This is a genomic window from Shimia thalassica, assembly GCF_001458215.1.
Lineage (GTDB): Bacteria > Pseudomonadota > Alphaproteobacteria > Rhodobacterales > Rhodobacteraceae > Shimia > Shimia thalassica.
Genome location: NZ_CYTW01000006.1, coordinates 189493 through 200575, shown reverse-complemented (window position 1 = coordinate 200575; position 11083 = coordinate 189493). Strand labels below are relative to the sequence as shown.

The following is an 11083-nucleotide window of genomic DNA, read 5'->3' as shown; positions in this document are numbered from 1 at the left end:
TGTGCGTCAACTTTTTCCTGAACATTTCCCAATTCTTACGAATTGTAACAGCATGTATTTCTTGCTTTCCGACCTCCACATGCGGTGCTAGCCATGAAGAGGGAGGACGCCGATATGGAGGCAAATTCAGCCACCGCTCAGTCAATGACAATTGCTGGTTTGAACCTGATCCAACAAGCGCTGACAATCTATGACAGCGATCTGAAACTGGTTCTGGCCAACAAACGGTTCCATGACATGTTCAAGCTGCCGAGAGAATTCAACGTTCCCGGCGCAGACTTTGGCGAAACCATCAAATTTCTCGCAATTCGCGGCGAATACGGGGACATCGAGGATATCGATGCCTTTGTTCAGGGGCGTGTCGATCAGGCGTTGGCGTTTGAGCAGCATTATCTTGAACGGTTGATGTCCAATGGCCGCTGGATCAGCGTCGAAGGATCCCCCCTGCCCGAGGGCGGCTGGGTCGCGGTGTATACGGACATCACCAGCACAAAACGGCAGGAACAGTTGCTGCGAACGCGCTCGGAAGAGTTGTCGGATCAACTGCTTCAATACGCAGAAGAGCTCTCCGCCACCAACCGGCAGCTTGAATCGACGGTAAACGCCTTGGAAGAAGCCAAGCGGCAACTGACCGATTCCGAAGCCCGCATGCGCCTAACCGCAGAAATGATGCCTGCGCACATTGCGCACGTGGGGCCGGACAGCCATTACACCTATTCCAACAGACGGCTGACGGCCGTCATGCCGGGCCGTCCGTCAAACATTGTCGGGCAACACATCCGCAATGCCTTGGGCGAGTCCGCCTACCTTGCGATTGAGCCGCACCTCGAGGCGGCATTCCATGGCAAGGCATCGGTTTTCGAATTCAATGACCACCTCAGCACCCGTCGTATCCGGGTTGCCTTTACACCCGACGGGGGCGTCGGACCGGCGCGGGGTGTTTATATCCTGTCGATGGATGTAACCGAGGAAACCCAGACCCGCGTGGCCCTGCAGCAAACTCGCAGACGCGAGATCGCGGCGCAAATGACCAGCGGTCTTGCGCATGACTTCTCAAACCTTCTGACGATCATTCTTGGCATGCAATCCAAGTTACAGCGCATGGAGATGGTTCCCGAAGCCCGTGAACTTGTCGAAGCGACCGTTGCCGCGTCGCGTCGGGGCGGTACGTTGCTGAACCGGATTGCCGATATGACGGGCCACCGCGCACCGGAAATGCAGCCCGTGAATATGGATGTGTTTCTTGCCGACCTTCAGACTCTTGCGAACCCGACACTTCCGCCGGACATATCGCTGACCATCCAAAACAATATCCCCGACGTGCCGATCCTTGCCGACCCCGGCATGTTGCAGGATTCACTTGTGAACCTCATCCTGAACGCCCGCGATGCCTGTTCCGGACAGGGCGCAATCACCATCACAACAGAAATGGTGCATGACACATGGCTCCAACTGCGTGTGACTGACACTGGCACGGGGTTTTCTGAAGAGGCGCTCAAACGCGCGCTGGATCCCTTCTTTACCACCAAGGGTGGCGACGGCTCGGGTTTGGGGCTGGCTATGGTGTACGACGTTACCAAACTTGCCGGTGGCGAGGTTCGCTTGGGAAACACCGATGTCGGAGGCAGCGTCACCCTGCGATTGCCCTTGCGGCGTGCCCAAACCCAGCAGGCACCCGGACTTGTTCTGTTGGTCGAGGATAACCCGGACTTGCGGGGTCTGATCCGTGATATGCTCATCGACATGGAACACACGGTAATAGAAGCGGCCAGCGTAGAAGAGGCGCACGCGCTGTTGGCCAGCGTTTCGGAAATATCGATGGTCCTTTCAGATATCTCTCTGGAAGGGGATGCAACCGGTGTCGATCTGATCAAGTCATTGCGCACGGATGGCACGCCATCTTTTCTCATGACATCATTGCCTCAGACCCATCCACTCTATATCGAAGGCGCGGCCCGAGCTCCGGTCCTGTCAAAACCATTTGACGTCGAACAGCTTTACGCCTTTTTGCACACAAGGTGATGCCATGACTGCCCCACTGGTTACTATTCTGGATGACGAACCTGAAATCCGCTCGATGCTGGCGGACGCTCTAGAGGATGCCGGGTTTCGCACCATGGGCTTTGGACGGGCGACGGAATTCGAAGCCGCATTGAAGTCCACAACCCCTGACGTGTGCCTTGTCGATCTTGGCTTGCCAGACAAAGACGGGCTGACCCTTGTGCACCGTCTGGCCCTTGAACAAGGGGCGTCTGTCATCATCATTTCAGGGCGCGCTCAGGTACAGGACCGCATCACCGGTCTCGAACTTGGGGCGGATGACTATATTATCAAACCCTTTGACCCCACCGAAGTGGTCGCGCGGGTCCGCGCCCGCCTGCGAAAAGACCGCCCTGTCGCCCAAACCAGCAGCAACACAGCGCGGTTCAATGGCTGGACGGCGTTCTTTGACCGCTATGTTTTGGAAGACGACAGCGGTGCAGAAACCACTTTCAGCCACGCAGAAGGGGAAGTTCTGCGGTTGTTTCTGGAAAGCCCGAAACGCCTGATCAGTCGCTCTCATATGCAGGAAACTCTTGGCGGCGCTGCAGGAGAAAGCTTTGATCGGGCGATGGATGTGCGGATTTCCCGCCTGCGCACCAAATTGAAGGAAGACCCGAAAAACCCACGCCTAATCAAAACGATATACGGCGCCGGTTACATTTTTCTTGGCGATGTCAGCTGGGGTTGAGACACCCTAGATATAGGTCGCACCATACAATAGGCACAAAATGTAGGCTTTAGAGCGATATTGTGTTATCCTGCTCCTGAGGAGAGGATTTCATGACGGATCTTGAATTCTATACGGTGCTCAGTGCGATGTGGCTTTCGATTGCATGGCTCCCCTATATCCTTGATCGCATAATGGTCCGCGGCCTGTTCGGTGCTTTGGCGAACTACAGCACCGAGGCGATACCACAATCCGCTTGGGCACAACGCGCAAAGCGGGCACATATCGTCGCCGTCGAGGCCTTTGTCGTCTATGTGCCCCTCGCAATACTCACCATGATAAAGATGCCGAATGACGCCCTCGCCGGGACGTTGGCCTTTGCGTTTTTCGCCGGCATTCTTGCACATTACATCATTTATGTTCTGGGCCTGATCGTGCTTCGAACACTCGCCTTTTGTGTCGCCTTTCTCTCGAGCTTTGGGCTTGGGCTGAACCTTCTTGGCGTGATCTGAAACTGAATACAGGGTTCACTCCCGCTGCCCCCGCAGACCTTCATGGCTGTGGGGGCCTTTTTATGAGGTAAAGACAGCGCGGTTGCGCTTGAAATAAGGCACCAACACCTCTCTGAACGCGGCCACCTTGGCAGAGGCCCAGACATCTGCGTGCGCCACGACCCAAATTTCGGCATACGGCTGTGCGGGCAGAACCGGAACCTGAACCAGTCCGGGCGTCGCGCGCCCCAAAAACACGGGCATCCGCACAACCCCGAGCCCCGCCTGAGCCGCACCCACCATTGCCGTCATATCATCGCATGTCATGACAACCCGATTGTTTTGAAACCGCGGGTCCAACCCTTTGGGTGGCGTGCCCAATGCGTCATACACCACCCAATCAATTGTGCGCTCGGGCGTATTCTTGATTTGCTCGGCCCAACCCGGCGAGGCAAAGCTGGCGGAATGTTGATCCGACAGCCGAAGACCTTTGAGGGCGTCACCGGGCGTGCGGCTGATCCGGATGGCAAGGTCTGCTTCGCGTCGGGATAGATCGGCAAGATCATTGCTGGCGCGTAAATGAAGATCCACTTCGGGATGTGTCTGGGAAAACGTGCGGATGACTTCCGTCAGATGTGGTCCAACCAAAAGCTGCGGCGCAGTCACGGTCAGCTTACCCGACAATCGCGCATCCCGACCGGCAATGCCGCGTATCACGGCAAGACTTTGCGTCTCCATTTCGGAGGCATGGCGCGCCACAACCAACGCAGCCTCAACCGGCCGGTATCCGTCCGCCAGCCGATCAAACAGCACCGTTCCCAAAGCCCGCTCGGCGCGCGCAAGACGGCGCGCGACAGTGGTGTAATTCACACCCAGTTCGGTTGCCGCCGCCGCAAGAGTTCCTTTGCGCACCACATGCAGAACCGCTTTCAAGTCATCCCAATCAACATTCATACATGCAAAATTGCATATCGCCTGAGCACAATCACGCGTTTTCGCCATACTGAATACAAATTAGATTTGGCTTTGAAAGCGAACAAAGGAGACCCTAGATGATCTATGCATACGCAAAACTGACCGTGACCAACCCGTCAGCATTGGAAGAATACCGCCCTCTTGCTGGCCCCGCCCTTGCGCGGCATGGCGGCAAGGTTGAACAGGCCAGCGGCGAACCCATGCCCTTGGATGGCGCGCCGGATCTTCCCAACGTTGCGGCCATTCTCTCGTTTCCGGATCGTGCACATGCCGAAGCGTGGATCAATGATCCGGACCTTGCTGATGTGCATGCCCTAAGGCGCGGTGCGGGCCGTTCCGACATTGTTTTGTTGGGCTAAACGAAATTCACAATCGCCCTATTGCGCCGCGAATCACGGTGCAATAGGGTTTCTGTATGGCTGTTTGCATTCTATATCGACGAACCCGGGCGACCCGCCCAAGGTTCTATCGCGTTGAAATCGCATACAACCTGTTCGAAGAAATCTCTGTTCTGAGAGAGTGGGGATATGCTGGCGGCCAAGGCCAATCGCAGGTCGATATCTACGGCAATCTTCGAGAAGCATCCGTCGCAGCCGACCGTTTGCGCAATAGGGCGCTTAAACGTGGATACAGCCGCGCCGACCGGATGCTTGCTAATTCGTAAGGCGGGTCACGGCCCCCGCCAGAACGGCAAGACCATTCACCAGATCACTTTCGTTTGTATCCTCTTCAAACGCATGGCTGATTCCGCCAATTGACGGCACAAACAGCATTGCAACCGGCATATGCGCTGCAACATTTGTCGCGTCATGTAGCGCGCCTGACGGCATCTCGCGCCAAAGATCTGGTACGATTTCGGCTGCACTGTCGCGAAGCGCCTGTTTCAACCGTGCGTTCATGGCGACCGGCGCCAATCCCAGTATCGGGCCAAACGAACAGGTCACGCCAATGTCCGTTGCGACGGCTGCTGCCGTTTCTCGAACAACCGTTTCCATTTGTTCCAGACGTGAGGTTTCTGAATCTCTCCATTGCATGGAAAACGTGACGCTGCCCGGGACAATAGACGAAGCATTGGGATGTAATGAAACATGGCCAATCGTCCAAACCGTTGATGGCGTCACGAGTTCATCAAATGCGGCGTTCAAACGTTCATTGAAGGCCGACAGCGCCTGAAAAGCATCTTTGCGAAGATGCATCGGGGTCGTTCCGGCGTGGTTTTGCTCGCCCTCGAAAGTAATGCGCATGTCGCGAATACCCACGATGTCGGTCACAACACCGATCCCCTGCCCCGCTTGATCCAGCCATGGCCCTTGTTCGATGTGCATTTCGATAAAGCCGGTGAACCGGTTTGGATCGACAAAGTCATCGGTCAAATGTGCCATCCGCGCCCGAGCCTGCGACAGAGGCACCCCGTCCCGATCGCTCAAGCGGTCTGCTTTGTCCAATGACAGGGCGCCGGACCAGACCGTGCTGCCGGTAGTCACGCCAAAGCGTCCTTCCTCGTCCTGAAAAGACACGACCGAAACGGCGGGGCCGCCAGCCTCTTGGGCGGCTCGCGCGATTTCCAGCGCCGCAATCACCCCGAGTGCCCCGTCAAGCCATCCACCCTCGGGTTGGGTGTCCGTGTGGGACCCGAGCAAAAGGCTGGGCCCTTGTGCCAACCCCCAAACAGATCCCATCGGGTCAACATGCACTTGCAATCCGACGTCGCGCAATTGCGCCATCAGCCATTCCCGCGCAGCGATATCCGCATCCGAAAAGGCAGGCCGGATCACGCCTTTTCCCACACCAGAGGCCCCGAAGGTGCGCAATGTATGCAGGTCCGAGAGGAACCTTTCAGGATTTACGGGCAAACGGGCCATCTTTTTTCGTCCTCATTATTTCAAAAGATACTCTGGGCAGATGATGCGCAGATCAACACCAAAAAGGGCGACCACGATGTACCGTAGCCGCCTTTTGAGAAAATGGAATGCGCCGAATGCCGGTGCGTTAAACGCCCTTTATTCCGCTGCCACCTGCGATTGGATTTTTTCAACCTTTACCGCTGCAAACTTGAACTCGGGAATCTTACCATAAGGGTCGATTGCCGGGTTGGTCAGAACATTGGCCGCAGCTTCGACATAGGCGAAAGGCACGAAAACCATGTCTTCTGCAATAGCGCGATCCGAACGCGCCATAATGTCGATGGAACCGCGCCGTGTTGTCAGGCGGATCATCTCACCGGGTTCGATCCCCATCAGTTTCAATGTCCGCGGGTGCAAGGAACAGTTGGCTTCAGGCTCGACCGCATCAAGCACCTTGGACCGACGCGTCATCGACCCTGTGTGCCAATGCTCAAGTTGACGTCCGGTGGTCATGATCATCGGGTATTCGGTATCCGGGGCCTCATCCGGTGCAATCACGCTGGCGGGCGTGAAGTGCGCGCGTCCCGAAGGTCGTGGGAAGCCATCTCCGAAAACAATCGACTGACCCGGATCCGTTTCATGCAACGACGGGTATGTGATCGTCTCGGACTTGAGGCGATCCCATGTGATGTTGTTGAGAGACTTCATCGTCAACTTCATCTCTGCGAAGACCTCACTCACATCGGTGTACGTCCATGGCAGACCAATGCGCTGTGCCAGCTCAACAGTCACAGACCAGTCTTCCCGCGCCTCACCCGGAGGCGTCACCGCAGGGCGCACGCGCTGGACCTGACGGTTGGTGTTGGACACCGTACCGTTCTTTTCATAAAGCGCCGATGCGGGCAGAATGATGTCTGCATAGTTTGCCGTTTCGGTCAGGAAGATATCCTGCACAATCAACAGGTCGAGATTGGCAAATGCATCACGTGCATGTTCGGCGTCAGGGTCAGACATCGCCGGGTTTTCACCCAGAATATACATGCCCTTGATGTTACCAGCATAAGCCTGATCAACGATTTCGGTGACGGTGAGGCCCTTTTTGTTCGAATAGTCTTCATTGTCCCAAACGTCGTTGAACTTGGACCAGACATCATCGTTTTCCACCGATTGGTAATCAGGCAGGAACATCGGCATCAAACCGGCATCAGACGCACCCTGAACGTTGTTTTGGCCACGCAACGGGTGCAGGCCCGAACCGGGTTTGCCAACATTTCCGGTCATCAGAGCAAGCGAAATCAGGCAACGCGAATTGTCTGTGCCATGAATGTGCTGGCTCACGCCCATGCCCCAGAAAATCATCCCTGCTTTGGCGTTGGCAAATGTGCGTGCAACACGGCGAAGCTGTTCTGCGCTGATGCCGCAAATCTCGCTCATGGCTTCGGGGGTGAACTGTGACAGGTGCTGTTTTTCGGCTTCCCAGTTTTCGGTGAACTGGTCGATATAGGCCTGATCATACAGACCTTCTTCCACAATCACATTCATGATCGCGTTGAGCATCGACACATCCGCGCCGGGACGGAATTGCAGCATCTCGTCCGCAAACCGACGCATACCGACGCCGCGCGGGTCCATCACAATCAGTTTGCCACCACGTTTGGTGAACTGCTTGAAATAGGTGGCCGCGACAGGGTGGTTTTCAATCGGGTTTGCCCCGATCACAATCGCCACATCCGCATCCTTGATGTCGTTGAACGCAGCAGTCACACCGCCCGAACCAACGTTTTCGACTAAGGCAAACACCGACGACGCATGACACAGCCGCGTACAGTGGTCGACGTTGTTGTGCTTGAAACCCTGACGGATAAACTTTTGGAACAGGTACGCCTCTTCATTGGTGCACTTGGCCGATCCGAAACCGGCAACAGATGGACCGCCGTGTTCGTCACGCAGCTTGACCAACCCTTTGGCTGCCATATCCATCGCTTCTTCCCAAGACGCTTCGCGGAAATGGGTCGACAGATCGCCTGGGTCGACGTTCAACCCTTTGGCTGGCGCGTCTTCACGCCGGATCAGAGGCTTGGTCAACCGGTGCGGATGGTGGATGTAGTCAAACCCGAAGCGGCCTTTGACACACAATCGGCCTTCGTTGGCAGGACCGTTGATGCCCTCGACGTATTTCACTTTTCCGTCTTTGACCTTCAGAGACACTTTGCATCCGACGCCGCAGAACGGGCAGACGCTTTCTGTTTCCGAGTCAAAGTCAGCCATATCGCCGATCTGGTGTTCATCCACCACGGCCGCGGGCATCAGGGCACCGGTCGGGCAGGCTTGAACACATTCGCCACAGGCAACACAGGTCGATTGACCCATCGGGTCCATAATATCAAATGTCGGATAGGCATCATGGCCACGTCCGGCCATACCGATAACGTCGTTCACCTGAACTTCGCGACACGCACGCACGCAAAGACCGCAGGAAATACAAGCATCCAGATTCACGCTCATGGCGACGTGGCTGTCGTCGAGCAAAGGAATTTCGCCATCTTCCATCTTTGGAAAGCGGCTTTCGCTTACGCCACTCAGATCGGCCATATCCCAAAGGTGGCTCGATTTGTCATGGGCTTCTTCTTTCGCGGGCTGGTCTGCCACCAACATCTCAACCACAAGTTTACGCGCCGAAGTCGCCCGCGCGTTGTTGGTCGTGACCACCATGCCATCGGCAGGTTCGCGAATACAGGATGCCGCAAGGGTCCGCTCGCCCTCGATCTCGACCATGCACGCACGACAGTTGCCGTCCGGGCGGTATCCCGGTGCAGGTTTATGGCAAAGATGCGGTATGACCAGACCGCGACCGTTGGCGACTTCCCAGATGGTTTCACCGGCCTTGGCTTCGACGGTTTCCCCGTCCAGCGTAAACTTGATGGTTTCGGACATGCGTGTCTCCATGATTCAGCCGCCACTTTACTCTGGGGTTTCACAACAACGAGTCTCTCAATCCGACAGTGCAAGGCAAATTTGCGCCAAGCGCGGACGGTTTCGCAATCCAGAGTTTCCGATGCGTCACATCGGCGTCCCGTCTAAAATCTGCTCTTTTCGTGGGCCGCCTGCTGGCTTACGCATAGGGCGATATCAAAGGATTTTCTGATGCCCCATATTACCCTTGTGCGCCACGGTCAGGCAAACACCGAAGCCCGTGACGAGATTTCGTATGACCGTTTGTCCGAACTGGGTCACCAACAGGCCCGCTGGCTGGGTGCGCATATGGACTCGACCGGAGACCGGTTTCAGCGCGTTTACTGTGGCACGCTCACGCGGCATATCGAAACCGCAACAAGCATGGGTGCCGAAAAACACGCCGAAATCATCCAAGACCCTCGGTTGAACGAATTCACCTACTTCACCCTGTCCCAGCTCATGGAAGAACAGCACGGTCTGGCCGTTCCAGCCGAGCGCGAGGGCTTTGTCGAGCATTTGCCAGCAGTCTTAGGAGCATGGGAGCGCGGTGAAATCGAAGGGGCGCCGGAGTCTTACATCGATTTTGAAACGCGCGTTCGTGAAGCCATGACAGATATCGCGAAAGGCGAAGGCCGGGCGTTGGTTGTGACGTCTGGTGGATTGATCGGCATGGTGTTGCGCCAAACGCTTTCACTGGATGTGGGTGGATGGTCCAAAATGTGTTTGGCCATCATGAACACGTCCGTGCATCGCTGGCAAATGGTGCTGGACCAACCCCTGCTGGTCCAGTTCAACGGTGTGCCACATCTGGAAATGCCCGAAAGACATAACGCGCAAACGCATCTGTGATCCGCGAAGGCTGCGTTGTTTTCGGAGATTCTGGCAGGTCGCGTTTAAGCTATGCGGCCTTGTCAGCCGCGCTTTTGTGGACATATTTGCAGTCGCAATAAGGGCATTCAACCCAACCTTGTTCTGCCGGTATCTGCAAATAGACCCGAGGGTGACCCAATGCACCTTCACCGCCATCACAGGCCACCTTATAGCTGTCTACGATCTTGGTTTCAGGGGCTTGCTGGCTCATTGTGCACTGTCCTTTTGGTTGCCGTTCCCAACCGGGTTCGTTAAGGGCGACTATGATCCATACAATCCCGCGGGGCAAGAGCAGCCATGACGCAGAACGCCATTGAAATTCAGGGCCTGACCAAGACCTATCAGGCCAGCAAAGGGGCGCCGGCAAAGCAGGCCCTCAAGGGATTGAATCTGGATATTCCTGTTGGTTCCATCTTTGGCCTCCTCGGGCCAAACGGCGCTGGCAAGTCCACGACGATCAATATCATGGCCGGTCTGGTGACCAAAACCACTGGTTCGGTCCGCATTTGGGGCTTTGATCAGGACGAAAACCCGCGCCAATCGCGCGCCGCGATCGGGGTCATGCCCCAAGAGCTGAACCTTGATCCCTTCTTTACGCCGCGTGGTGCACTTGAGGTTCAGGCGGGCCTTTACGGCGTTCCCAAAGCGCAACGGCGCAGCGACGAAATCCTCGAGATGGTCGGCCTTACCGATAAGGCCGAAGCATATGCGCGGACCCTGTCGGGTGGAATGCGTCGCAGGCTTTTGTTGGGCAAGGCACTGGTGCATCATCCGCAAATTCTTGTTCTGGATGAACCGACGGCGGGCGTCGATATCGAACTGCGGCAAATGCTCTGGGCCAATATTCGCAAGCTGAATCAAGACCGCGGCATGACGATTATCCTCACCACCCATTACCTCGAAGAGGCCGAGGAAATGTGTGATCAGATCGCTATCATCGATCAGGGCGAGCTTGTTGCGCGTGACAGCACGTCAAACCTGTTGGGGCAGATTGATTCCAAGACTTTGGTCATTGACCCGATGGACACACCCGACACTTTGCCCGAGTTCAAAGGCCTGACTGTCAGCCGTCGTGCAAACGGCACGTTGAGCTTTACCTATCACGCCAAAGAAACGACTGCCGAAGACGTTCTGAGCGCCGTGCATGAAGCCGGTATTCGTATCCGTGATGTAAAAACCGAACAAGCCAGCCTTGAAGATGTCTTCCTCAAACTCACGGCGTCCCAATAAGCTGGGCC

Annotated in this window: 11 protein-coding genes; 7 read left to right on the top strand and 4 right to left on the bottom strand. The window is 56.1% G+C overall.

Features of this window, described 5'->3' with window-relative positions:
• The first annotated feature begins 114 nt into the window (after positions 1 to 114).
• From PH7735_RS18870 to PH7735_RS18860, 3 genes are all read left to right on the top strand, one after another.
• The gene (locus PH7735_RS18870) at positions 115 to 2022 is read left to right on the top strand and encodes a hybrid sensor histidine kinase/response regulator (RefSeq protein ID WP_058312977.1); all 1908 of its coding nucleotides are present in this window, start codon (positions 115 to 117) and stop codon (positions 2020 to 2022) included.
• A gap of 4 nt (positions 2023 to 2026) precedes the next feature.
• Positions 2027 to 2731 (top strand): response regulator transcription factor, encoded by a 705-nt coding sequence (locus PH7735_RS18865; protein WP_058312976.1) that lies wholly within the window; start codon positions 2027 to 2029, stop codon positions 2729 to 2731.
• A 92-nt stretch (positions 2732 to 2823) separates the two neighbouring features.
• Positions 2824 to 3222 (top strand): MAPEG family protein, encoded by a 399-nt coding sequence (locus PH7735_RS18860; protein ID WP_058312975.1) that lies wholly within the window; start codon positions 2824 to 2826, stop codon positions 3220 to 3222.
• 60 nt (positions 3223 to 3282) lie between these two features.
• On the opposite strand, the gene PH7735_RS18855 is transcribed toward PH7735_RS18860, so the two are convergent.
• Positions 3283 to 4155, bottom strand: coding sequence for a LysR family transcriptional regulator (locus PH7735_RS18855; RefSeq protein ID WP_058313020.1), 873 nt, complete (start codon positions 4153 to 4155; stop codon positions 3283 to 3285).
• A 98-nt stretch (positions 4156 to 4253) separates the two neighbouring features.
• On the opposite strand from PH7735_RS18855, the gene PH7735_RS18850 reads away from it, so the two are divergent.
• The gene (locus PH7735_RS18850) at positions 4254 to 4535 is read left to right on the top strand and encodes a DUF1330 domain-containing protein (protein WP_058312974.1); all 282 of its coding nucleotides are present in this window, start codon (positions 4254 to 4256) and stop codon (positions 4533 to 4535) included.
• Between the two features lie 56 nt (positions 4536 to 4591).
• Complete coding sequence (locus tag PH7735_RS20430) at positions 4592 to 4840, top strand: WGR domain-containing protein (protein WP_082645323.1); 249 nt, start codon at positions 4592 to 4594, stop codon at positions 4838 to 4840.
• Here PH7735_RS20430 and PH7735_RS18845 read toward each other — a convergent pair.
• Positions 4830 to 6029, bottom strand: coding sequence for a hydantoinase/carbamoylase family amidase (locus PH7735_RS18845; RefSeq protein ID WP_199535009.1), 1200 nt, complete (start codon positions 6027 to 6029; stop codon positions 4830 to 4832). The two genes, PH7735_RS20430 and PH7735_RS18845, sit on opposite strands and share 11 nt — an antisense overlap.
• Positions 6030 to 6176: 147 nt before the next feature.
• Positions 6177 to 8954 (bottom strand): formate dehydrogenase subunit alpha, encoded by a 2778-nt coding sequence (gene fdhF / locus PH7735_RS18840; protein WP_058313019.1) that lies wholly within the window; start codon positions 8952 to 8954, stop codon positions 6177 to 6179.
• 210 nt (positions 8955 to 9164) lie between these two features.
• Between fdhF and PH7735_RS18835 the strand changes: the two genes are divergently transcribed.
• Positions 9165 to 9824, top strand: a complete 660-nt coding sequence (locus PH7735_RS18835) for a histidine phosphatase family protein (protein ID WP_058312972.1) — start codon at positions 9165 to 9167, stop codon at positions 9822 to 9824.
• Between the two features lie 49 nt (positions 9825 to 9873).
• Here the strand turns inward: PH7735_RS18835 and PH7735_RS18830 are convergent, their stop codons facing one another.
• A complete protein-coding gene (locus PH7735_RS18830) occupies positions 9874 to 10056 on the bottom strand; it encodes a zinc-finger domain-containing protein (RefSeq protein WP_058312971.1) in 183 nt (60 codons plus the stop codon).
• A gap of 86 nt (positions 10057 to 10142) precedes the next feature.
• Here PH7735_RS18830 and PH7735_RS18825 point away from each other — a divergent pair, with 86 nt between their 5' ends.
• Positions 10143 to 11075 carry an ABC transporter ATP-binding protein gene (locus tag PH7735_RS18825; RefSeq protein ID WP_058312970.1) on the top strand — a complete coding sequence of 311 codons (933 nt, stop codon included), beginning with the start codon at positions 10143 to 10145 and terminating at the stop codon, positions 11073 to 11075.
• The last annotated feature ends 8 nt before the right edge of the window (positions 11076 to 11083 follow it).

Coding starts and splice junctions, on each gene's coding strand:
- PH7735_RS18870 (WP_058312977.1), top strand. CDS start 115: ATGGAGGCAAATTCAGCCACCGCTCAGTCAATGACAATTGCTGGTTTG.
- PH7735_RS18865 (WP_058312976.1), top strand. CDS start 2,027: ATGACTGCCCCACTGGTTACTATTCTGGATGACGAACCTGAAATCCGC.
- PH7735_RS18860 (WP_058312975.1), top strand. CDS start 2,824: ATGACGGATCTTGAATTCTATACGGTGCTCAGTGCGATGTGGCTTTCG.
- PH7735_RS18855 (WP_058313020.1), bottom strand. CDS start 4,155: ATGAATGTTGATTGGGATGACTTGAAAGCGGTTCTGCATGTGGTGCGC.
- PH7735_RS18850 (WP_058312974.1), top strand. CDS start 4,254: ATGATCTATGCATACGCAAAACTGACCGTGACCAACCCGTCAGCATTG.
- PH7735_RS20430 (WP_082645323.1), top strand. CDS start 4,592: ATGGCTGTTTGCATTCTATATCGACGAACCCGGGCGACCCGCCCAAGG.
- fdhF (WP_058313019.1), bottom strand. CDS start 8,954: ATGTCCGAAACCATCAAGTTTACGCTGGACGGGGAAACCGTCGAAGCC.
- PH7735_RS18835 (WP_058312972.1), top strand. CDS start 9,165: ATGCCCCATATTACCCTTGTGCGCCACGGTCAGGCAAACACCGAAGCC.
- PH7735_RS18830 (WP_058312971.1), bottom strand. CDS start 10,056: ATGAGCCAGCAAGCCCCTGAAACCAAGATCGTAGACAGCTATAAGGTG.
- PH7735_RS18825 (WP_058312970.1), top strand. CDS start 10,143: ATGACGCAGAACGCCATTGAAATTCAGGGCCTGACCAAGACCTATCAG.